This is a genomic window from Paenibacillus tundrae (assembly GCF_030812775.1).
In the GTDB taxonomy this organism is placed as follows: domain Bacteria; phylum Bacillota; class Bacilli; order Paenibacillales; family Paenibacillaceae; genus Paenibacillus; species Paenibacillus tundrae_A.
This window is the reverse complement of sequence record NZ_JAUSTI010000016.1, coordinates 95,559-117,467: the sequence shown is the minus strand read 5'-3', so window position 1 is coordinate 117,467 and position 21,909 is coordinate 95,559. Positions and strand designations below refer to the sequence as shown.

The window sequence follows — 21,909 nt, the reverse complement described above, 5'->3', positions numbered from 1 at the left end:
TCTTATTAGATTGAGGGGGCAGATGGGAAATTCATCCCGATTCCTTATATCGCTTATTAACGCGGGTTCAGCTTGATTTTACGCAAGGTCTACCCATCCTGATTAGTGAGAATGGTGCTGCAATGAAGGATAAGTTGGAACATGGCATCGTTAAGGATGAGAGCCGTCAACAGTATATTCAAGATTACTTGGTCGCTTGCCATCGGTTTATTCAAGAGGGCGGACAGTTGCATGGAAACTTTGTGTGGTCTTTTTTGGACAATTTCGAATGGGGGCATTCAGCAACCTTTCAGTTGACTTTAAGTTGTCATGTAGCACAACGTATATATAAACACTAGAAACAGGGTACGCCAGTCATGTTTGGCGTACCCTGTTTCATAAATCAACTAAACTTTCTTAGTTGCACCTATATCAATACATTAATTGTGGGTGCTTAACTGGCTTAATCGTTCAGCTAATGAACGTTTTCTATAATAGATCGTTATTGAAATGAGCACGAGCAGCTCAGATAGCGGTACAGCCAGCCAGATCCCCGTAATGCCGAAGAACGCGGGAAGCAGTGCAATCAATGCAACCATAATGATCATCTCGCGGGCAGCTGTAATCCAGATCGCCATTTTGGCATTTCCGATCGATTGAAAGTACGTGCTCATTACAAAGTTAATCCCCATGAAGAGGTAGGCAAACGTAAATATTCTTAAGCCGTATATTGCATTATCCGTTACAGCCGAGCTGAAATTACCGAAGATTTGCACAAAGTAAGGGGCACCGACCTGCACGATGAGCAGTAGCAAAACTCCACATATTCCAGCCGTCCAGCCTGCCAATCGCACAGCCTGCTTTTCCCGATCTCTCTGCTTCGCACCATGATAATAACTGATGAGAGGCTGAGCTGCCGAGGCGAGCCCCAGAAATGCCAGTAAGACAACCCCGTGAATATAGTTCAATACGGTAAAAGATGCGACGCCATCTGTTCCTGCAATTCGTTCGAGCGATACATTGTGAGAAACGGAAAAGACGGACATACCGAGTTCAGCTAGAAAGCTTGGGAATCCAATGAGTGCAATGGCAGACAGCAGCTTCCAGTTCCACTTGAAACGAGTGAAGGTGAGATGATTTGTTTTTTTGAAAAAGTGAGTTAACAGTACAAGTAAAGCCAGGAAAGCCGATATGATCGTCCCGAGAGCGACCCCTCGAACACCCCACTCCAGTATATATAACATCACATAATTGATGACGATATTCGCCACAGCAAAGGTGATCTGTGCATACATTGACGTATTCGGATTACCATCATTGCGGACGAAAATACTCAGTGCATTTTCGATCGTAAATACAAAGCCAAAAAGCAGCATAATATTCATGTAATCAGCAGCATGAGGGAAGGTCTCTGCGTTCGCGCCAAGGGCGTAGACCAATGCATCCTTGAAACTAAACGCCGTAAGTCCAATCACAAGGGTCGCCAGTAAAATAATAGTGATGGATTTGGAGAAGATCTGTTTGGCCTTCAGGAGATCCTTCTCCCCCATATGTGTGGAATAAAGGGTTGCACCGCCCATACCGATCCAGAGCGACATCGCAACAAATAACGTATAGACTGGGGAAGCAATCCCGATTCCAGCTAGAGCCGTGGAGCCGAGCTTATGGCCTACCATAATGCCATCGATAATAAAATTGAAGCCAACGACTAACATGCCGAGAATTGAGGGCACAAGATAGCGTATAAAAGCCTGTCTTACAGTTTGTTGCTCAAGCGGGTGAGACCAGTTCGTATTCATGTTGACCTCCGTTAATATACTGAATGTTCATTCTGCATTTAATTATACTGAACGTTCGTTCTGTATAATATCACAGGATGCGATTGTTTAGCAATTTCCTCTTTATGTGTTCTACCTGTGGTAGAGTGGAAAGTGTATGTGCTGCATATAAGGAGGCACGATGAGATGAAACAAAATAAATACGATGAACCTGAATTTTTCGCTAATTATAGTCAAATGGCTCGATCTCAGCAGGGGTTAGAAGCGGCTGGTGAATGGCATGAGCTTCGAACGATGCTTCCGGATCTGAAGAACAAAGACGTATTGGATCTTGGATGTGGGTTCGGGTGGCATTGTCGGTATGCTCGTCAGCAACAAGCCAAATCTGTAATAGGCATTGATCTGTCTGAAAATATGTTGCAGCGTGCCGTACAGATGACGGACGATCCCAAAATTGAGTACCGCCTTCAGGCGATTGAAGACATCCATTTTGCACCAGAACAATTTGATGTGGTCATCAGTTCATTAGCTTTGCATTATCTCCAGCGACTCGATGAAGTTTATGCCAAAATCAATACTTGTCTGAAATCCGGTGGGACATTGGTTCTGTCCGTGGAACACCCGATCTTCACTGCTCGCGCTGAGCAGGATTGGCACTATGGGGCACAGGGTGAGATTCAGCACTGGCCAGTTGACCATTATCAGCAAGAGGGCAGACGCGTAGCGCGTTTTCTAGACCAGGATGTGGTGAAATATCACCGAACCGTAGCAACTCATCTGAATGAACTGATTAATGCTGGATTCGTCATTCAGCAGGTCGCTGAATCTAAACCTTCAAGCGATATGGTAGAGCAAGTTCCGGGTATGCGGGATGAGCTTCGTCGCCCGATGTTTCTCATGATTGCAGCAAGCAAGGTATAGCTGGCTTCTAAGGTGATTGGCATGCAGCATGTTCAGAATATCTGGGCATGCTATTTGGGTTTGTTTTGATATCGAAGGCAGCTTGAATGGATGGATTAAGGAAAAATTTAGGTTACTGGGAACCAAACTACATTGGGCTCAGTCTTATTAAGTGAGGTGAACAACAGTTGGACTATCAATTTCTGGCACATGCCCAGACGATCGACAATGACACGTTAAGTCACATGATGGATGACTATGGTAATGATGTGTGGAATTATGTGTACTTTCTGACCAAAAGCACGGAGCTGGCAGATGAAGTGTCACAGGAAGTATTTATAAGAGTGTACTCCGGGATTGCCCACTTTCGCGGGGAAAGCTCATTAAAGACATGGCTACTGACAATCACAAGAAATACGACATTTACATACCGCAAATCGAGATTTTTTCGCAGCAGTTTATGGGGAGAGACCTTATCGATTCAGACAGAACAAGAGTATTCAACAGGCCGGGAAATGATCCCTGATACGTATGCACATCCATCCGCTGAAGCCGAAGTGCTGAGCAAGGAGCATGTACATGAGATCTGGGATATCGTGATGGCTCTGTCGGATAAATTCAGGGAGATTCTGCTGCTGCATCTCAAGTATGAGCTTCATACCAATGAAATTGCAGAAATGCTGCGGATTAGCACAGGTACAGTGAAGTCTAGGTTGTCACGTGGGAAAGCCAAAGTACAAAAGCAATGGGAGGAGCGAAGCGAATCATGAAACATCCGAATGACGATTGGGAAAAAGAAATCCAAAAGGAGCCATTTGCGGAGTCTCCTTTTACAGAGAAACATAAACAGCATGTACTCCGACAGGTGTCTTGGAGTCAGACAACTCCGAAACAGACGGGTGCATTACACCCTCCTGAGCGTATATCACATGGTCGCATGAATCCACGTAAACGTCGTCTTCGTTCAGGTTCGGTTATCGGTGGAGTCGTGGTTGCCGCGTTAGCTGTTGCATTTATTCTCTGGAATGGGCAGATCGTTGAACCTGTGGTTGAGCGATTTTATCCTACAGCGTCGTTACAGTTGTCAGATGATCCTAGCATGAGCTTGCTAACGGACAAGATGAAAAGAACGGTTGCGATAACGATGAGAGACTACCTTGGCAAGCAAATCCAAGTGACTTTAGCGAAGAAGGGTCCAATTACTGGGTGGGTCTACGTCGAGGCAGGGCAGGAGCTAGAAACAGATTATGCTCAGATGTGGCTGGATGGAGAGACGGGAGACTTGGTTGAGCTGAATATGAGAGGTGAGATTCCGGGGGATCGGCTGGAGCATCGATTCGTACGCCAGATCCCAAGATTATTGGCGGATATCGGCAGTGACAGTAGTATGAAGCCTGTACGGGTGCTGCGGAGCGCGATAATGAAAAAAGGTGAAGAAATGCCCACAATGAATACATCGCTAACGTTGCAAAATGATCATTCCTATGGTTCGATCCGGTGGAAGCAGGATCAGGCTGTTTACGTTTCGGGGGATCTGAAGTTAGATACAGAACGAGTAACAACTGAGATGTTGCAGACTGCCCAAGAGGCCATCGAGGCCGTATCTGGTGAGTCAGCGTTATCACTTCAAGAAGTATCCTATTCGCGAGACGATGATCAGTCTGAAGAATCTATTAGTATGACATTTGGCGAGCATTATTTGGTACGAAGTACCCAAGGAAAATCAGGCACTCAGTATGCGGTAGTGGATTATGGTCAGTACATGCCTGAGCTGAAGACCATGGAAGATCACGAGAACTATATTGAGGAATTGTTGGGTGTAGAAGAAGAGATGATCAGACAACATGCAGCACCAATGGTCAAACAAATATTTAATATTGATCTCGATGACTACACATTTTATCGAGATTCTAGCAACCTGGGTATGGCCTCATTCAGATCAGAAGGTAATGGAGACCCAGAAGGTACTACAGATTCAGAAGGTACAACAGGTTCAGAAGCCACTACAGATTTAGAAGAACCATCGGGAACGAAGGATGAAATTCAGATTCGATACACTCACGATGCACGCATTACGATGATCGAGAGAATCCAGCATGAAGAGAACGGCTCAAGGTAATGGGATATGATACAATCTTCTTCATAGTTCATGGGACGAGAAGAAGGAGTTAAGAAGATGAGATATTTGGTGAGTTCATGTCTTGCTGGGGTAGCATGTCGATACAACGGTACAGCAAGTTTGGATGAGAGCATTCGGGAGCTTGTGGAGCAGGATCAAGCCAAAATGGTCTGTCCAGAACTACTGGGTGGTTTCGTTACACCACGAGAGGCCGCAGAGATTATCGGTGGAACAGGTAAGGATGTGCTGAATGGCACAGTTAAGGTTATCGAGAAAGGTGGCAGAGATGTAACGGATCTATACATTAAGGGCGCCTATGAGACGCTCGAGTGGGCGAGGAAACTGGCGGTAAGCTGTGTTGTGCTCAAGGAGTACAGTCCGTCATGTGGTACACAGATGATCTACGATGGTAGCTTTGACAATCACAAGGTAGCTGGAGGAGGGGTTACGTCGGCACTTCTCAGGCAAGAAGGATTCAAAGTAATTTCGGAAAATGAGTTTATGGCATTGCTGTAGTTAATGAAGCGTCTCAATCCAAGCAGCGAACCCATAACCATAACTATACTTACTTTTTATAACTAAGCAACAAGATTGTGCGTACTTTCTATTTTGGAACATTAACACTAGAATAGTACCTAGAGTTCCAAGTCCCAAGATTATAGCTATATCAATTGAACTAAACATTTACACGAAAACGGAGAGGACAGAAATAACATGGAGAAGCGAAGCTAAAAGCTTTCTGTAAGAAAGCTACTTCGAAAGCATACGCTTCGGCTGAAAGCTTTCTACAGAAAGCTACATCGGAAGCATATGCTATCCCCGGATTTTCCCTTTGGAAAAGGGAATCAGAAAAATCTGGGGGTAACAGTGATCGGAAGGTTGTTCTGTCATCGGAGTGGCAAGTGTAAATATTCTTTAGTTCAATATATATGGATTAGGGGATAATGAACAAAGTAGAGAAAAGGATGTGGATTGTTGTGGAACATTCAAACAAAGAAAACATGAAGGAAAACGTATTAAAGGCTTATCATTTTCGTCATGCAACAAAACAATTTGATGCTACACGTGCCATTCCAGCAGAGGATTTCGAATATATTCTAGAGACGGGGCGTTTATCTCCAAGCTCTATTGGATTTGAACCGTGGAAGTTCTTAATCGTGCAGAATCCAGCTCTGCGTCAGCGGTTATCCGAGGTGTCTTCCGGAGCTCAGAAGCAATTAGCTACAGCAAGCCACTTTATGGTTATTCTGGCTCGCACGGATGCAGGTTACAATTCCCCATATGCAGAATACATGCTGAAGGAGATCAAAGGCATGCCTGATGATGTATTCGAGCTAACCAGCGCAGCCTTTGGGAAATTCCAGAATAACCAACGGTTGTTCGAAACACCGCGCACATTGTTTGATTGGGCGTCCAAACAAACGTATATTGCACTTGGGAACATGATGACTGCTGCGGCACTGATTGGAATTGACTCATGTCCGATTGAAGGTTATGACTATGAGAAGGTGCACCAAATTCTGGCGGATGCAGGATTGTTGGAAAATGGAGCATGGAACATTTCGGTGATGGCTGCATTTGGCTATCGCAAGGAAGATCCAGCACGGGAGAAGACAAGAAAGTCATTGGATACCATTACACATTGGATTGAATAATGCTATAAAACGATCTTGATTTAGATAGACTGGATACATAGTCATGTCTGTATCTATGAATGATAACGTACCTATTTCTGCATCATATATGCGCTGTACATCGAGCTTCTGTAGGAACCTGCGAGGGGATACAGAAGCTCGTTTGTGTATAGTGCAAGAAATGTGCGGTTATTACCCAAATTAGCCCCATATCAAATATTCTATTTGCAAATACATAGACATCTATGTATAATAAGCTCATGCCAAAATATAATGCAATTGCAATGATCGCACGAATCAGGGATCACGTTAATAAACGAATCGTGCATGAATTAGAACAGCATGAGGTAACAGGCATTGTCCCTTCGCATGGTGATGTCTTGATGTTTCTCTACCGTGAAGATGCGCTATCCATTAAGATGCTGGCTGAGCGAGTTCAGCGCACACAACCCACGGTGACTGTGCTGGTGAACAAGCTAGAGAAGCTGGGATATGTCGAGCGGAGTAAGACTGCAGAGGATAGCCGTGTAACGATGATTCGCCTGACAGAGCAAGGACGGAAGCTTGAGCCAGTGTTCAACCAGGTGTCCAAACAGATCAATGAGATGATATACTCTGGTCTGTCGGATGAACAGGCAGAGCAATTGGAGCTCCTGTTGTCTAGCATCATCCGCAAGATGTAATCATTTGCGGATGGATGCAACCTATTTTTTTGCATACAAGCATAGATGTCTATGTATATGTGTCCATCCGTGCACGGAAGCTGTAGATGAACAGTGGTTACACGAGATTTCTTTAACTATATGAGTATTTAAGTATGTAAACTAATTTAAATTGGAGGAATTTTGAATGAAACATCTTATCGTATATGCACATCCACACGAAGGTAGTTTGAATAACGCGATCTTGAATACGGCTGTTGAGGCGCTTGAAGCACAAGGGCATGAGGTTGTGGTTCGAGACTTGTACAAACTGGGCTTCCAACCCGTACTTACTGAAGCAGACACGGCTTCAATGCGTGCAGGACAGACGCCAGAAGATATCGCAACAGAGCAGAAATATGTTGCTGATGCCGAAGCCATTACATTTATTTACCCGATCTGGTGGACAGGTCTTCCAGCCATCCTGAAAGGTTACGTTGACCGTGTATTCGCTTATGGATTCGCTTATGTCGCAGGTGAAGCAGGGATCGAGAAATTACTGACTGGCAAAAAAGGACTGATCATCAATACACACGGTACGCCAAGCGAGGTGTACGATCAGATTGGCATGACGGCTGGATTGAAGGTTACTTCTGATGTAGGGATTTTCGACTTTGTTGGCATCGAAGCTGTGGATCACCTGCTGTTCGGAAGCATTGGTTATCTGGAAACTGCAGCTTACGAGGCCATGTTGGAGCAAGTGAAACAGACCGTTAGCACTAAATTTTAATTGTTCGCCAAGCTCCTTATATATCAGGCTGATTCGTGATTAGACGAGTCGGTCTGTTTGTTCAATCATTTGCAAAACAGCAGAAAGGGGGTATAATCGTACCCATGGAACCTATACTCATATTTAAAGCTTTGTCCAACGAGACACGTAGACAAATTTTGTTGTGGCTCAAAAACCCGGAGCAACACTTTTCGCCGCTGGAATTATCCCAGCATCCGGATGGAGGGAAGAATGGCATCTGCGTCGGTACGATTCAGATGAAGGCTGGACTTGCTCAATCGGTCATATCCAGCTACTTACTGACCATGCTCAAAGCCGGATTGCTGCTCTCAGAGCGCAGGGGACAGTGGACATATTATCGCCGCAATGAAGAAATCATTCGTCAGTTTGCCGATTATGTGCAGCATGAGTTATAAGCCGTGCGCGAGGACGGAAGCAAGAATGCAACTGCAACGGGTATTCCGTCCGAAGTATACGGCTAATCAGGAGTGAACTAATCCATTTTTATCGTTTTATTAATCTATATATCTGGATATACAAAAATATAATTCAAAAGGAGTACATTCTCATCATGACTACTGAACACCAAGCATCATCTCATAAAGAACGGATTACAGACGTTAAGTTATCTATATTAGATTTGGCTCCAGTCGTGGTAGGGTCAACCCCTGCCGATGCTCTTCGTAACAGTTTGGATCTGGCGCAGCATGCTGAACGCTGGGGTTACCATCGGTACTGGGTAGCAGAGCATCATAATATGCCAGGCATCGCGTCTTCTGCGACCTCGGTCGTTATTGGATATCTGGCGAGTGGAACATCGACGATTCGCTTAGGTTCTGGTGGCATTATGCTCCCTAACCATGCTCCACTCGTGATTGCCGAGCAGTTTGGCACGTTGGAATCCCTTTATCCGGGGCGGATTGACTTAGGGTTAGGACGTGCACCAGGAAGTGATCGCCGCACATCGCTGGCTCTTCGCAAAGACCTGAACAGTGGGGAGGACTTCCCTGAATTGTTAGCAGAGCTTAGAGCTTACTTTGATGCTTCAGCTACTTCATATCATGCTCCGGTTCGTGCAGTGCCAGGGGAAGGGCTGAATATTCCGATTTACTTGCTTGGTTCCAGTGATTTCAGTGCCAGACTAGCAGGACAACTGGGGTTGCCGTTTGCTTTTGCCAGCCATTTCTCGCCGGATTACACACGAATTGCCCTTGAAACGTACCGGAACAACTTCCAACCATCCGATCTGCTACAAGAACCTCATGTCATTGTGGGTGTGAATGCGGTGGTTGCGGATACGGACGAAGAAGCCGCATGGTTAGGGACCACGATGCAACAGCAATTCCTGAACATTATCCGTGGCACGACTGGACTGGTACAGCCACCAGCTGATATGGAAGGCAAATGGACAGATCGTGAACGAGCGGGTGTAGAACAAACGTTAAAAGCAGCCGTTAATGGTTCTCCTGAAACAGTGCGTGGGCAACTGGAGTCATTTATCGCGCAGACCCAAGCAGATGAACTTATCATCACATCCATGATCTATGATCATCAAGCACGCTTGCATTCATATGAGTTGATCGCACAATTAGCTGGAAAAGCTTAAAGCCATCAATTATGGATATTAGATAAAACAAAGAACAACCTTAACGTTTAAGTTGAGGCGGTTCTGTTAACGTATACTTTAGTTTTTGATCAAAGGCTCGTCTCATCTGAGGCGAGTCTTTTTTGGGATTAATTGCAAAGCACGCTCTGGGGCAGAAGTCTATATTTCGGGTAAAATGAGAATACCGATCATTTATGAAACGACAGATTGGGTCGATACGTATAAATCGGGAGTGTCATACATAAGTTGGCTTGTACGGAGTTTAGCGTACATCAGCAATAGAAGAAAGGAAGACAAGTCTATGGAACAACCGGAACAACCCCGAATTTGGCCGGATCGATTCAAACGATTTTTCTTGAATAATAAGTTTGTCCTATTCCTATTGATTCTGTTACTGGTCGGATTGAACGTTATGGTGATGACGAAGATATCGTTTGTCTTTCATCCCATTGCAGTGTTGATCAAAACCATTGTATTACCTATCATTTTGTCTGGAGTATTGTACTATCTGCTGAATCCATTGGTCGATGTGATGGAAAGGTGGAAAATTAAGCGCGGCTGGTCAATATTGATTCTGTATCTCGCTATAGGTGGCATTCTGACCGTTGTAGTGCTTGCCGTTATTCCTGTATTGCGTAATCAGATTATGGGCTTAATTGCGAACTTCCCAGCATATAGCACAGCGGTGCAAGAGAAGTTTGTGCAGCTTACGGGAAGTGAAATGTTCAACCAGGTTCAAGAAACAATCAATTTTAATTTCGAAGATCTATGGGCTACACTCTCTGCGCGGGCTACGGAAATTCTGAATCACACGTGGACGGGAATTGGAGATTTCTTAGGGGTATTCACGGAGACTGTGCTGTCCATTGTGACAGTTCCGTTCATTCTGTTCTACCTGCTTAAGGACGGCAAGAAGCTTCCGGCGAAAATTCTGTCCTTCTTACCGATCAAGAGTCGTACTGGTGCGATGCATGTGCTTGAGGATATCAACCATCAGATCAGCTCGTTCATTCGTGGACAGATCATCGTCAGCTTCTGCATCGGTGTTCTGCTCTATATTGGTTACATGATCATTGGACTGGACTATGCATTGATTCTGGCTATTATTGCTTCATTCACCAGTGTTGTCCCGTACCTCGGTCCTGCTATCGCCATTACACCAGCGTTGATTGTAGCACTCGTTACCTCACCAATCATGCTACTCAAAATGATTGCTGTCTGGACGATCGTGCAACTGATCGAAGGCAAGTTCATCTCGCCACAGATCATGGGGAAAACACTGAAAATTCACCCAATCACCATTATCTTTGTTATCCTGACCTCAGGTAATCTCTTTGGCTTTTTGGGCATTCTGCTAGCTGTACCGGGTTACGCCGTCCTGAAAGTATGTATTTCCCACATCTTCAATTGGTTCAAGAGCAGTACAGGTCTATATGACCCGAACAAAAACAACCTATTGTAGAGGTAGTTCAAAAAGGACGCTTTTGATTACGAAGGATGACTGACGGCATCTCAGCGTCGAATATAGGATTCAGCTGAAATGTCCGTTGCTCACGTAGGTTTGCCTACGCTCCGCTACTCCATTTCTAACTTTATCCTATCTTCTTGGTACTGAAAACCGTCCTTTTTGAACATCTATTGTAGAGGTAGTTCAAAAAGTCCGCTTTTGATTACGAGGGGTGCCTATAAAACGTTGCCCTTATGAACAAGAACCCCCGCCTGTCGGCTTCCTGCCGATGGACGGGGGTTCTTGTTTGTTCAGCAGGCTAGCTATACCTAGCCATGCTTAATATGCTGGAGCGTTTGCAGGAAGATCTGCTCAATATGTGTATCATCCAGGGAATAATACACCGTCTTGCCCTCTTTGCGGCGCTTCACAATGCGCATATTACGTAGTGACCGCAACTGATGCGAGATGGCCGATTGTCCCATATCAAGCAACACCGTTAGATCATGCACACATAATTCCTTTTGCAACAGAGCATCAATAATACGTAGACGTGTTGGATCACTGAATGCCTTGAACCAATCTGCCATTTCGGAAGAAGTCTCCCGATCTATTAGAGATGTACGGATGGCCTGCACATCTGCCTCGGTACCTGAGCAGGCGACGTCGCATTCGGATACAGCTTTAACCGGTTGTTCCATTACCTATCACCGCCTATATTCAATCAACACTGGATAACTTGTTATACGATATACGCCTATTATATCCAAAAATCGTCTAAAGCGAAATGATTACTATTAGCATATTTTGTTTGGAAAATCAATAACGAATGTTGACACTTGTATTTAGGCATGCATATAATGAGGATAAATGAACATATGAATGATTACTCATACATTATATTAAAAGAATTATTTGAGCTATATAAGTTCAAACAAATTTTTTACACGAGAACGGAGAGGACAGAAATAACATGAAGAAGCGGAGCGTTCGGCTGAAAGCTTTCTGAAAGAAAGCTACGTCGGAAGCATAGGCTATCACCGGATTTTCCCTTTGAAGAAGGGAATCAAAAAAATCTGGGGATAACAGCGATCGGAAGGTTATTCTGACATCGGAGTGGTGAGTGTAAGCATGCTTTAATTGAACTGATATGGCTTCGCAACTGCAAAGGGGAGAATTCACATGGGAACTGGATCAGAACAGGTGAAGAGGGAACTGTTGCTAGATGGGTTAGATTGTGCGAACTGTGCGTTGAAGATTGAGAATGGTGTCAAAAAAATTAGTGGCATTACCGAATGCTCTGTTAATTTTGTAACCAAAACATTATCGTTGCACACAACATCAGATATAGATGACCAAATTGTGGAGGAAGCGAAACGTAAAGTCCTGCGATTAGAGCCGCATATTCGTATCTCGGAAAAAGGCAAACCGTCTATCTCTGGTCGATCTACAGCAGGCGCACTTCAACATCACGGTCATGGTCATGGGCACGATCATGACCATGGGCATTCAACTGCAGGCAGTGGTCACGTTCATGAGCATAGCCACCATAGTCATACTCATAACCACGATCATAACCACGATACCCACGCAGAGTACCAGCATGGTCACGAAGGTCATGCTCATGCAGGTCATTCTCATGAGCATGGAGCTGGGCAGACCAAAGTGCTACTCGCTAGGCTTGCAGCAGGTTCGGTTCTCATGGCGGCTGCAATCTGGTCTCCTTTAGAAGGGTGGGCGCAGCTTGCGTTATTCATCGTTGCGTATTTGATTGCAGGAGGAGATATCGTTCTCCAAGCAGGTAAGAATATTATACGTGGTCAGGTATTCGATGAATACTTCCTGATGTCCGTTGCGACAATTGGAGCTTTTGCCATTGGTGAATATCCAGAAGGGGTCGCAGTAATGCTCTTCTATCAGCTTGGTGAGCTGTTCCAGGGCATGGCGGTTAACCGTTCGCGGAAGTCAATTCAGTCACTGATGGACATTCGTCCAGATTATGCTCACATCCTTACTGGAACAGGGGATGAGACGAAGCGAGTATCTCCTGAAGAGGTTCGAATTGGAGATCGTATCCTTGTAAAAGCAGGAGAGAGAGTTCCGCTGGATGGCATCGTGAGGGCGGGGCATTCGATGGTGGATACGTCAGCTCTAACGGGTGAATCCGTACCGCGGGAATTGGAGCCTGGAAATGATGTACTCAGCGGGTTTGTGAACAAAAATGGATTGCTGACAATTGAAGTGACCAAAACATTTGGGGAATCGGCGGTTTCCAAAATTCTTGATCTTGTGCAGAATGCCAGCAGTCGCAAAGCCAAAACGGAACATTTTATAAGTAAATTCGCTCGGTATTATACACCGGTTGTTGTGATTTTGGCTGCGCTGATTGCATTCGTTCCGCCTCTGTTCCTTAGTGGTGCTACCTTTGCAGATTGGATCTACCGGGCATTGGTCTTCCTGGTGATCTCCTGTCCTTGTGCGCTTGTGGTGTCGATCCCGCTTGGATTCTTCGGCGGTATTGGAGCGGCTTCTCGTAATGGTATCCTGGTGAAAGGCAGCAACTATCTTGAAGCATTGAACGATGTAAAAGTTGTTGTTTTTGATAAAACGGGCACGCTAACCAAAGGTGTGTTTAAAGTCACAGCTATTCGTCCAGAGGATGGGCGTACGGAAGAGGAGCTTATGCGGCTAGCTGCTATTGCAGAAGCTCAGTCCAATCATCCCATTGCAGAATCGATTCGCGCTGCATGGGGACGAGAGATTCCAACCGAAGGCGTGGACGGGTACGATGAGGTTGCCGGGCATGGTATCAAGGTTAGGGTGGATGGAAGCGAAGTACTGGCAGGCAATGCCAAGCTGATGCAGCAGGCGAATATCTCCTATACTGCTCCGCAAACGGTGGGTACTGTCGTTCACATTGCTGAGGCAGGAACGTACGCAGGACACCTGATTATCGCTGATGAAGTGAAAGATGATGCGGCAGATGCAATCCGAGCACTGCGTAAGCTGGGTATTCGCAAAACGGTCATGCTCACTGGGGACGCGAAGGCAGTCGGTGAAGCCGTCGGGCATGATCTTGGTGTGGATGAGGTCTACGCGGAATTGTTACCTCAGCACAAAGTCGAGCAATTGGAGAAGCTGGAAGCAGCCAAGTCACCGAAGGAGAAAATGATCTTTGTCGGTGATGGGATCAATGATACACCGGTACTTGCCAGGGCTGATGTAGGTGTAGCAATGGGGGGACTCGGTTCGGATGCGGCGATTGAGGCTGCAGACGTTGTGATTATGACGGATGAACCGTCCAAGATTGCTGGTGCAATCCGCATTGCCAAGCGAACTCGCGCTATTGTATGGCAAAATATCGGATTTGCCCTTGGTGTCAAAGCCATCTTTCTGTTGCTCGGTGTATTTGGAATTGCGACCATGTGGGAAGCGGTATTCTCGGATGTAGGTGTTACGGTTCTTGCTGTCCTCAATGCTATGCGGGTACTGCGAGTACAGGAAAGCTAAGTTTTCGAAACGCTTCATGGCGGCTCTTCGTATATACGTAGAGCCGTTTTTTTGTTTTAATAGGTCGTGGTCATTTATGATTAGGAAGCTCAACAGAAGAAAGGGGAAAGGCAGTTTTGGCTGGATCGATTTTAGGGATCATTTGTGGGGTGTGTTATTTTATACTGGGTTTCATGATGTTCAAGAAACCACCGAGAGCAATCAATGGAATCTATGGTTATCGTACACCAAGAGCGATGAGTGATCCGGAATTGTGGAAGGAAGCGCAACATTACGCCTCGAATCTGATGATGCAGTTTGGCTTTATCATTCTGGTTTTCGGGATTCTTGGATTTTGGTTTACTGAAGTACAAGCATTGGTATTGAGTCTGGGGTCATTAGCGTTCTATACGATTCGATTGTTTGTGAAGGTTGAAGGGCGTTTGAAGGAGTTACAAAGTAAACCTAAAAAGAAGCAGCAGGATGCATAATATAAATAGGCATAGCACCAACCGGGGACTCGCACAAGCGGGTCTTTTTTGTAACCATTAAGGTAGCTGTTTACGAATAAACATAGATTATGCTGATTTAGAGAAAACTTTATGGATGATTTAACCAGAAATGAAACATTTATTTAGTATAATAGAAGTACAATCGATTATGAGAACAGGGGGAGCTAATATGACGAATCAAGAGAGCCCACAGCGAGAAAGAGAACGCCTTGCTCGTGAAGAATTAAAGAATAATCCAACGGGAACGATGAAGGATGCATATGATCGGGCTACGATTGGCAACCTAGGAGAACTGGTAAGCACCTTAGGATGGAAGGGTATTGCGATAATCATATTGATTATTTTGATGGGGATCGCAGTAAAATCGATTTTCTTTTGATATTTTAAAGTGGAAGTTCATATCAGATTTCGTGCGATTAAAATCTAACGTTGACGTTAACGTTACAATTATATATAATTATGTACATAACATTACAGACATATAAGTGAGGTGAAGGGAATGACTTTGTATAAAATTGATGATGTGGCTAAGGAAAGCGGACTAACCAAGCGTACAATTCGGTATTACGAAGAGATTGGTGTCATGCCTTCACCTCAACGGACGGATGGTGGCACGCGGTTATACACCTGGGAGGATATTACGTATCTGAAGAAGGTCGTTCGCGCCAAGGAGGTACTGGGTTTCTCACTGCAGGAGCTACATGCTTATGTGGCAACATCAGATGCACTGAATGAACAGCGTTTTGACTATCAGCAGACGATTGAAGTGCAGGAGCGCATTGAGAAGCTGAGCAAGATGGAGACCACGCTGAATGAACAACTGGAGTTGATTGAACAGAAACTTCATAGCATTCATGCCGTGCAGAGTGAACTTGAGGAGTTACGAGAACGAGTTCAGACGGGTATTCAGCGGTTGCAGGAACAGAAACAAGAACAAGACTCATCAGATCGAGTCCAAGACGGATAAATAGCAGTGCGAAAGATAATGTGATTTGAAAAGGAATAGGGCGACCTGCCTCACAAAATAAATGGATATATCTGAGAACATAAGCACCGTCCATGTCGGTGTTCTTTTGTTCCGTTTTGATTGCGTTTTTTATGAAAGTGAAATGAAATTTTCATTATTTTCAATACTTTAACTGTTAAATAATGAACCAACCAAGCAACACAACTACACAGACCATCATCAGGAGGAATTAATTATGAAAAGAGAACCATCGCTACCTGACGAATTACCGTCATCACGCGGAGGGCTGTTATCACAGCCGAGAGCTGTATGGGCCGTAGCCTTCGCATGTATTATATCGTTTATGGGGCTCGGACTTGTCGATCCAATCTTACCAGCCATAGCGGATCAACTGCATGCATCCAAAAGTCAGGTTTCCCTGTTATTTACGAGTTACAATGCGGTCACAGGTATTGCCATGCTGATCACCGGTGTTGTATCCAGCCGAATTGGTGTCAAATGGACGCTACTGAGCGGTATATTACTCATTATCATTTTCTCCGCTCTTGGAGGAACCTCAGATACGGTAGGTGCTCTAGTAGGATATCGCGGCGGTTGGGGTCTTGGTAATGCACTATTCATCGCAACAGCATTATCTGCCATTGTTGGTCTGTCCACATCAGGGACAGCCAAAGCGATTATTTTGTACGAGGCAGCGCTGGGACTAGGGATCGCAGTAGGTCCGTTACTCGGTGGTGAGCTTGGCTCCATCTCATGGCGCGGTCCATTCTACGGTGTAGCTGTGTTAATGGCCATTGCATTTATCAGCATTACATTTATGCTGCCTAAGATAGCCAAACCGAAAACAAGAAGTTCCTTGTCTGATCCGTTCAAGGCACTTCGTTATCCATCTCTCAAAACATTAGCGATTACCGCTTTCTTATATAATTTTGGTTTCTTTACTTTAATGGCTTATTCACCATATGTCATGAATCTGGACGAGCATGGTCTAGGATACGTGTTCTTCGGTTGGGGACTGGCGCTGGCGATTACATCTGTATTCGTAGCTCCTAGACTGCAACGCCGATTCGGATCGGTTCCATCCATGAGTGTCATGTTAACCTTGTTCGCTATTGATCTGGTTGTGATGGCAATAGGTACAGTCATGGGTTCCTCTACAACCGTCATTGTGGCCGTTATTGTAGCGGGTATTTTCCTAGGCATTAACAATACGCTCATCACAACTGCTGTCATGGAAGCCGCACCTGTGGAACGTTCCGTAGCATCTGCGGCGTACAGCTTTGTTCGTTTCTTGGGCGGTGCGCTTGCACCGTGGCTTGCAGGTAAATTATCCGAGTGGTATATGCCGGAGACACCGTTTTATTTTGGCGCGATCATGGTGCTGATTGGTGTGGTTGTTCTATTGGTTCGCCGCAGCCATCTGCGTGAGATCGATTCGGCTATTTCACATCATTAATACCTGAGGAGGAAGCAACATGATTGAACGAATACTTGTAGCGGTGGATGGATCAGATCATGCTCATAAGGCGCTGGATTGTCTTGTACTAACAGTTGAATAGCGCTATAGCTGCATGATAAAGAGCTTGTATATGAGCTTTACGGTTGGAGGCATCTGAGATTGTTGCTTAGATGAAATAAGCAATATTAAGCCGATCTACTGGGTTGAGAATATTAAAATAGTGTATAAATAAATAGGGTGATCCCGTGTTCATTTATATGTTCATCTTGTAGTAATAAAGGGATGGAGGATGCAGCAATGAAAAAACAACATCTGTTTATCGGGGGAAAACCTACCGAGTCTATACAATATAAAAAGCTTCAGGCACCTTATTCTGGTGAGACACTTGCGGAGGTTGCTACGGCTTCGGCAGAAGAGACGGAAGCAGCCATTGCTGCGGCAACTCAGGCCGGAGATACAATGCGCCGAATGCCCGCACATCAGCGTGCGAATATCCTATATAAGCTTTCAGCGCTGCTCGAGGAACGCAAGGATGAGGCCGCACGAGTTATTGCTCTGGAAGCGGCGAAGCCAATTACAGCCGCATTAGCCGAGGTAGAACGGACCATTGAGACATACCGTTTTGCAGCAGAAGAAGCGAAACGTCTAACTGGCGAGACCGTACCTATGGATGCAGCTAAGGGCGGAGAAGGACGTGTTGGATTTACGATGCGCCAGCCGCTCGGTGTCATTGGAGCAATTACGCCGTTTAACTTCCCGATGAACCTGGTTGCGCATAAGGTTGGACCGGCGATCGCAGCGGGTAATACCATTGTGCTGAAACCAGCAGAACAGACCCCATTGTCCTCATACTATATCGCTGATCTACTTCAGGAGGCTGGCTTACCAGATGGTGCTCTGAACGTGGTTAGTGGAGATGGCAAGACGATTGGTGATGTGCTCGTGGCTGATCCACGGATTGCCCACATTACTTTTACAGGGAGTCCTGCTGTAGGGAAGAGCATTCGCAGCCAGGCCGGGTTGAAACGAGTGACCCTTGAGCTTGGATCGAATGCTGCGGTTATTGTGGATCGGGATGCGGATCTTGATAAAGTGATCCCTAGAAGTGTGATAGGCGCATTTACTTATCAGGGACAGGTGTGTATCTCTCTCCAACGCATTTATGTACATCGTGAGATCGCAGATGAATTTATTCGTCGTTTTGCTGAGGCGGCTAAGCAAGTCGTCATAGGTGATCCTTTGAATCCGGATACAGTTGTGTCTGCGCTAATATCAGCGAAGGATGTACAACGTACACAAGAATGGATAGCCGAAGCGAAGCAGGCAGGAGCTGAACTGGTGGCTGGGGGCGAAGTAGAAGGTGGGGTTCTGCGTCCTACTGTGCTAGTCAACGTACCCCGCGACGCCAAAGTATCCTGTCAGGAGGTATTTGCTCCGATTGTGGTCATTAATACGATTGATTCAATAGAAGAAGGTATTGAGCATGTGAATGATTCCATCTATGGACTGCAAGCAGGTATATTCACGAATGATATTCAGACCGCTTTGCATGCGGCGGAACACATTGAAGCTGGCGGTGTCATGATTAATGATATTCCTACATTCCGGGTTGATCATATGCCATACGGTGGTGTGAAGCAAAGCGGTATGGGACGTGAAGGTGTGAAATACGCGGTGGAAGAGATGACGGAATTGAAATTTGTAATGTTTAATAAAAATTAAGTATACCCCATAACATGTCTGAACTCAGTAGTTGCAGACCAGGACAGGAGGTGTTTAGAATGGCATATACTATCGCTGACGTATCCGGTATGTCCGGAGTAAGTTTGGATGAGTTAAGTCAATATGTGGATGCTGGGCTGTTGACCCCGGCGTTTGTCGGAAGTGACCCGAACGACGTGTATTATGAGAAGCCGGAACTATTGAAGCTCCAGCAAATACTGTTCTGCAAGGAACTTGGTGTGGAGCAGGAAGAAATCGGCTCAATGCTACAAGAAGATCCGTATGACATGATTCAAATGATGCAGCAGCAACGTATTCAAATGCTAGAAAAGGCACTTCGTTTGCATGGTCTGATACAAACACTCGACAAAACGATATCCCATCTGCAAGGTGAGCAAGAAATTGAAGAGAGCGCACTATACGAGGGATTTGTTGAGCCGAGACAGCGTAATATGTTATTGCAACAACCTTCATCGCGTGCTGATTCGATGCATCGTCCGAAGCTGGATGAGATGGACTCAGACAAGCCTAGGCCTAATCAGTCGCCTGATAACACGCTCCAAAGTGTACAGCTTAAGACGAAAAGAGACTATCTGGACTCCCAGGAGAAGATCGATGGAATCAATCGTGACTTGCATCAGGCCATTGAGGATGGATTATCTGCGGATAGTCCGAAGGTGCAGCAGATTATTAGTAGACACCTGGAATGGGTCAAAGGGTACTACACACCTACAGCCGAGATCTACCGGGAGTTAGGTAATCTGTACGTTGAACATCAGAATTTCCGCCAAATGTATGACGGATATCATCCTAAGCTTGCTGAATTCTTAAGGGATGCGATGATCATTAAGGCGGAACAAGAATTGTCTTAGATGCATAACATGTTGAAGGGCGAGCAGAACATGGGTGTATGAAGTTGGGCAAATGAAAAAGCACAGTCCAGTTGCGGACTGTGCTTTTTCATTTGCCGAATTTTCCGTTTGTATAAGGCAAGTGAGCCTCACAAGCTTAATGCGTAGAGAGGCGCACAAGACCTACTTACAGTTGGTCTACGAGCAGTTGCACTGCTTGCTCCAGGAAGGTTCGGTCTTCGTCGTCAAAACGGTTCTTAATCGGACTGTCGATATCGAGTACTCCGTATAGTTCCCCATTTTTAATAATCGGTACGACGATTTCGCTGTTGGATGCAGCATCACAGGCAATATGGCCTGGAAAAGCATGTACATCGTCAACGACGAGGGTACGTTTTTCTGCAGCGGATGTGCCACATACACCGCGTCCAAGTGGGATACGAATGCAGGCAGGCAGTCCTTGGAATGGACCAAGTACAAGTTCTTTGCCATCATACAGATAGAAGCCGACCCAGTTGGTATCGGTCAAAAATACATTGAGCAGCGCCGCTGCGTTTGCCAGATTGGCAATGGCGCTAGGTTCATCGCGAATCAGAGCGCTTAACTGTCCCAGGACGGCGTTGTGCTGCTCGCTTCGTGTTCCTTCATAAGAAACAGCTTGAAACATGGTTAATCACCCTCCCGAGCAAAAATGGTACTTATTTTCAAGATAGTGTAGTGTATGTCGTTAGTCAAGCGGAGGATTTTGAAAACGAAGGAACTACCCTGCAAATTCCTCCTGTTTCTCTGCTTCTTCACTGGGGTAATTACTTAGCAATCACAGAGGGCGAACCCTGGAAGGAGATTGACTTATGCACGCAGAGGTACAGAATCTTTTTGTACGGATTCATCTTCTATATTTGGCACAGCATCAGGATTTGACTGTTGGTGACGCATTGCCCTGGCTGGAAGAACGGGGATATCGTGTGGGAGAGCGGGAGATTAAGCAGGAGCTTGAACACCTGACCCAAGAGAATTTCCTGACTGCTCACGGAGACCAGTGGAGCCTTACAGGCACAGGCATTGAGGAGTATAAGGAAATTACGACTGTACTCGGCCGAGTCAGCAATGAATTGCTAGCGACAGGCACCGAAGCGTAGGTAAACCTAATCGTGAAGACATGATTGGGACAAGCTCTATAGCTTGAATGTGTCCGATAAGTTGAGCAATATGTAGAGTAAGACCGGGAGCACGATGTGTCCCGGTTTTTTTTGATGTTATAATAAAGGCTGTTCAAAAGGCAAACTCCTATCATCATCGTACTTTTTTGAAATGCATGAATGAGGATTAAACCGTTGCCATCATGCGCAGGTTATGGTTAGATAATTAGTGAATTTTTATGGTCTTTAGAGATGGATCGGATCGGAGAGTATGTTGATGTATAAATGTAAAGGTAGAATTCCTGAGCTTGAGACGGGGCGGCTTCGATTGCGCAAAATGCGACGCCGGGATGCTGCTCAGATGTTCGCATGCTGGTCAGATCGAGAGGTGACCCGTTATATGAATCTTGCGCCAATGGTTGGGGCAACCGAAGCAGCGGATATGATTGGTCTGCTTAACCAGATGGCGGGAGAAGAGGATGCGATCCGTTGGGGAATAGAGCTGAAAGAGACAGGACGCCTTATTGGAAGTTGTGGATTCAATACATGGCAACTTGAAGGCGCATTCCGCGGTGAGATCGGCTATGAGCTAGGACGTGACTACTGGCGGCATGGGTATATGTCGGAGGCATTCTCGGTACTATTGTCCTTTGGATATGAGACGATGGGACTTAATCGTATTGAGGCGCTTGTGGATCCACGTAATGCGCCGTCAGGTGGATTTCTGGAGAATATGGGATTTACAAAAGAGGGATTACTTCGTCAAATTCAACATACGTCTACGGGATACAAAGACATGTTAATGTATTCTCTGCTCTATGATGAATGGCTACGGGCGCGTAATAACAAATAAAAAGATTCAACTAGACATTTTCT

23 protein-coding genes are annotated in these 21,909 nt (G+C 45.4%); 20 read left to right on the top strand and 3 right to left on the bottom strand.

The genetic code is table 11. The annotated features are described in order from the left end of the window. Positions 1 to 29 precede the first annotated feature (29 nt). A complete protein-coding gene (locus J2T19_RS22820) occupies positions 30 to 338 on the top strand; it encodes a family 1 glycosylhydrolase (protein WP_307219909.1) in 309 nt (102 codons plus the stop codon). A gap of 81 nt (positions 339 to 419) precedes the next feature. On the opposite strand, the gene J2T19_RS22815 is transcribed toward J2T19_RS22820, so the two are convergent. Then, entirely contained in the window at positions 420 to 1,778 is a 1,359-nt protein-coding gene (locus J2T19_RS22815) for an MATE family efflux transporter (protein ID WP_307219891.1), read from the bottom strand. A 165-nt stretch (positions 1,779 to 1,943) separates the two neighbouring features. Between J2T19_RS22815 and J2T19_RS22810 the strand changes: the two genes are divergently transcribed. From J2T19_RS22810 to J2T19_RS22765, 10 genes are all read left to right on the top strand, one after another. After that, positions 1,944 to 2,678, top strand: a complete 735-nt coding sequence (locus J2T19_RS22810) for a class I SAM-dependent methyltransferase (RefSeq protein ID WP_307219889.1) — start codon at positions 1,944 to 1,946, stop codon at positions 2,676 to 2,678. Positions 2,679 to 2,845: 167 nt separating this feature from the next. Next, positions 2,846 to 3,427: an RNA polymerase sigma factor gene (locus J2T19_RS22805; protein ID WP_307219886.1), complete on the top strand. Its 582-nt coding sequence runs from the start codon at positions 2,846 to 2,848 to the stop codon at positions 3,425 to 3,427. Next, a complete protein-coding gene (locus tag J2T19_RS22800; protein ID WP_307219884.1) occupies positions 3,424 to 4,776 on the top strand; it encodes a hypothetical protein in 1,353 nt (450 codons plus the stop codon). The genes J2T19_RS22805 and J2T19_RS22800 overlap by 4 nt, the downstream gene beginning before the upstream one ends. A 57-nt stretch (positions 4,777 to 4,833) precedes the next feature. Continuing rightward, positions 4,834 to 5,292, top strand: coding sequence for a 2-thiouracil desulfurase family protein (locus J2T19_RS22795; RefSeq protein WP_307219882.1), 459 nt, complete (start codon positions 4,834 to 4,836; stop codon positions 5,290 to 5,292). A gap of 485 nt (positions 5,293 to 5,777) precedes the next feature. Beyond that, positions 5,778 to 6,431: an NAD(P)H-dependent oxidoreductase gene (locus tag J2T19_RS22790; protein ID WP_307219907.1), complete on the top strand. Its 654-nt coding sequence runs from the start codon at positions 5,778 to 5,780 to the stop codon at positions 6,429 to 6,431. Positions 6,432 to 6,670: 239 nt separating this feature from the next. Beyond that, positions 6,671 to 7,093, top strand: coding sequence for a MarR family winged helix-turn-helix transcriptional regulator (locus J2T19_RS22785; RefSeq protein WP_307219881.1), 423 nt, complete (start codon positions 6,671 to 6,673; stop codon positions 7,091 to 7,093). A 166-nt stretch (positions 7,094 to 7,259) separates the two neighbouring features. Continuing rightward, positions 7,260 to 7,841 (top strand): NAD(P)H-dependent oxidoreductase, encoded by a 582-nt coding sequence (locus J2T19_RS22780; RefSeq protein WP_307219879.1) that lies wholly within the window; start codon positions 7,260 to 7,262, stop codon positions 7,839 to 7,841. A gap of 104 nt (positions 7,842 to 7,945) precedes the next feature. Next, a complete protein-coding gene (locus J2T19_RS22775) occupies positions 7,946 to 8,257 on the top strand; it encodes an ArsR/SmtB family transcription factor (protein ID WP_056697254.1) in 312 nt (103 codons plus the stop codon). Between the two features lie 155 nt (positions 8,258 to 8,412). Beyond that, entirely contained in the window at positions 8,413 to 9,447 is a 1,035-nt protein-coding gene (locus J2T19_RS22770) for an LLM class flavin-dependent oxidoreductase (protein ID WP_307219875.1), read from the top strand. A gap of 301 nt (positions 9,448 to 9,748) precedes the next feature. Next, positions 9,749 to 10,909 (top strand): AI-2E family transporter, encoded by a 1,161-nt coding sequence (locus tag J2T19_RS22765; RefSeq protein ID WP_307219873.1) that lies wholly within the window; start codon positions 9,749 to 9,751, stop codon positions 10,907 to 10,909. 314 nt (positions 10,910 to 11,223) lie between these two features. On the opposite strand, the gene J2T19_RS22760 is transcribed toward J2T19_RS22765, so the two are convergent. Next, a complete protein-coding gene (locus J2T19_RS22760; RefSeq protein WP_307219871.1) occupies positions 11,224 to 11,595 on the bottom strand; it encodes an ArsR/SmtB family transcription factor in 372 nt (123 codons plus the stop codon). A gap of 481 nt (positions 11,596 to 12,076) precedes the next feature. Between J2T19_RS22760 and J2T19_RS22755 the strand changes: the two genes are divergently transcribed. The 7 genes from J2T19_RS22755 to J2T19_RS22725 all read left to right on the top strand — a co-directional run bounded on the left by J2T19_RS22755 (position 12,077) and on the right by J2T19_RS22725 (position 19,915). Next, complete coding sequence (locus tag J2T19_RS22755; protein ID WP_307219869.1) at positions 12,077 to 14,404, top strand: heavy metal translocating P-type ATPase; 2,328 nt, start codon at positions 12,077 to 12,079, stop codon at positions 14,402 to 14,404. 173 nt (positions 14,405 to 14,577) lie between these two features. Further along, positions 14,578 to 14,874 (top strand): SdpI family protein, encoded by a 297-nt coding sequence (locus J2T19_RS22750; protein WP_307219867.1) that lies wholly within the window; start codon positions 14,578 to 14,580, stop codon positions 14,872 to 14,874. A gap of 190 nt (positions 14,875 to 15,064) precedes the next feature. Continuing rightward, complete coding sequence (locus J2T19_RS22745; RefSeq protein ID WP_307219864.1) at positions 15,065 to 15,274, top strand: DUF6366 family protein; 210 nt, start codon at positions 15,065 to 15,067, stop codon at positions 15,272 to 15,274. Positions 15,275 to 15,394: 120 nt separating this feature from the next. After that, the gene (locus J2T19_RS22740; RefSeq protein WP_307219861.1) at positions 15,395 to 15,862 is read left to right on the top strand and encodes a MerR family transcriptional regulator; all 468 of its coding nucleotides are present in this window, start codon (positions 15,395 to 15,397) and stop codon (positions 15,860 to 15,862) included. Between the two features lie 235 nt (positions 15,863 to 16,097). Continuing rightward, positions 16,098 to 17,318, top strand: a complete 1,221-nt coding sequence (locus tag J2T19_RS22735; protein WP_307219859.1) for an MFS transporter — start codon at positions 16,098 to 16,100, stop codon at positions 17,316 to 17,318. A 300-nt stretch (positions 17,319 to 17,618) separates the two neighbouring features. After that, positions 17,619 to 19,043, top strand: coding sequence for an aldehyde dehydrogenase family protein (locus J2T19_RS22730; RefSeq protein WP_307219857.1), 1,425 nt, complete (start codon positions 17,619 to 17,621; stop codon positions 19,041 to 19,043). 59 nt (positions 19,044 to 19,102) lie between these two features. Then, positions 19,103 to 19,915, top strand: coding sequence for a MerR family transcriptional regulator (locus tag J2T19_RS22725; RefSeq protein WP_307219855.1), 813 nt, complete (start codon positions 19,103 to 19,105; stop codon positions 19,913 to 19,915). Positions 19,916 to 20,081: 166 nt separating this feature from the next. Here the strand turns inward: J2T19_RS22725 and msrC are convergent, their stop codons facing one another. Beyond that, on the bottom strand, positions 20,082 to 20,561 hold the full coding sequence (gene msrC, locus J2T19_RS22720; RefSeq protein WP_307219853.1) for a free L-methionine (R)-S-oxide reductase MsrC: 480 nt from the start codon (positions 20,559 to 20,561) through the stop codon (positions 20,082 to 20,084). Positions 20,562 to 20,745: 184 nt separating this feature from the next. Between msrC and J2T19_RS22715 the strand changes: the two genes are divergently transcribed. Further along, on the top strand, positions 20,746 to 21,033 hold the full coding sequence (locus J2T19_RS22715) for a hypothetical protein (protein ID WP_145052233.1): 288 nt from the start codon (positions 20,746 to 20,748) through the stop codon (positions 21,031 to 21,033). 271 nt (positions 21,034 to 21,304) lie between these two features. Next, positions 21,305 to 21,886, top strand: coding sequence for a GNAT family N-acetyltransferase (locus J2T19_RS22710; protein WP_370874929.1), 582 nt, complete (start codon positions 21,305 to 21,307; stop codon positions 21,884 to 21,886). Positions 21,887 to 21,909 lie beyond the last annotated feature (23 nt).

Coding starts and splice junctions, on each gene's coding strand:
- J2T19_RS22735 (WP_307219859.1), top strand. CDS start 16,098: ATGAAAAGAGAACCATCGCTACCTGACGAATTACCGTCATCACGCGGA.
- J2T19_RS22760 (WP_307219871.1), bottom strand. CDS start 11,595: ATGGAACAACCGGTTAAAGCTGTATCCGAATGCGACGTCGCCTGCTCA.
- J2T19_RS22765 (WP_307219873.1), top strand. CDS start 9,749: ATGGAACAACCGGAACAACCCCGAATTTGGCCGGATCGATTCAAACGA.
- msrC (WP_307219853.1), bottom strand. CDS start 20,561: ATGTTTCAAGCTGTTTCTTATGAAGGAACACGAAGCGAGCAGCACAAC.
- J2T19_RS22755 (WP_307219869.1), top strand. CDS start 12,077: ATGGGAACTGGATCAGAACAGGTGAAGAGGGAACTGTTGCTAGATGGG.
- J2T19_RS22725 (WP_307219855.1), top strand. CDS start 19,103: ATGGCATATACTATCGCTGACGTATCCGGTATGTCCGGAGTAAGTTTG.
- J2T19_RS22790 (WP_307219907.1), top strand. CDS start 5,778: ATGAAGGAAAACGTATTAAAGGCTTATCATTTTCGTCATGCAACAAAA.
- J2T19_RS22745 (WP_307219864.1), top strand. CDS start 15,065: ATGACGAATCAAGAGAGCCCACAGCGAGAAAGAGAACGCCTTGCTCGT.
- J2T19_RS22795 (WP_307219882.1), top strand. CDS start 4,834: ATGAGATATTTGGTGAGTTCATGTCTTGCTGGGGTAGCATGTCGATAC.
- J2T19_RS22780 (WP_307219879.1), top strand. CDS start 7,260: ATGAAACATCTTATCGTATATGCACATCCACACGAAGGTAGTTTGAAT.
- J2T19_RS22715 (WP_145052233.1), top strand. CDS start 20,746: ATGCACGCAGAGGTACAGAATCTTTTTGTACGGATTCATCTTCTATAT.
- J2T19_RS22770 (WP_307219875.1), top strand. CDS start 8,413: ATGACTACTGAACACCAAGCATCATCTCATAAAGAACGGATTACAGAC.
- J2T19_RS22740 (WP_307219861.1), top strand. CDS start 15,395: ATGACTTTGTATAAAATTGATGATGTGGCTAAGGAAAGCGGACTAACC.
- J2T19_RS22775 (WP_056697254.1), top strand. CDS start 7,946: ATGGAACCTATACTCATATTTAAAGCTTTGTCCAACGAGACACGTAGA.
- J2T19_RS22800 (WP_307219884.1), top strand. CDS start 3,424: ATGAAACATCCGAATGACGATTGGGAAAAAGAAATCCAAAAGGAGCCA.
- J2T19_RS22730 (WP_307219857.1), top strand. CDS start 17,619: ATGAAAAAACAACATCTGTTTATCGGGGGAAAACCTACCGAGTCTATA.
- J2T19_RS22750 (WP_307219867.1), top strand. CDS start 14,578: ATGATGTTCAAGAAACCACCGAGAGCAATCAATGGAATCTATGGTTAT.
- J2T19_RS22710 (WP_370874929.1), top strand. CDS start 21,305: ATGTTGATGTATAAATGTAAAGGTAGAATTCCTGAGCTTGAGACGGGG.
- J2T19_RS22815 (WP_307219891.1), bottom strand. CDS start 1,778: ATGAATACGAACTGGTCTCACCCGCTTGAGCAACAAACTGTAAGACAG.
- J2T19_RS22810 (WP_307219889.1), top strand. CDS start 1,944: ATGAAACAAAATAAATACGATGAACCTGAATTTTTCGCTAATTATAGT.
- J2T19_RS22785 (WP_307219881.1), top strand. CDS start 6,671: ATGCCAAAATATAATGCAATTGCAATGATCGCACGAATCAGGGATCAC.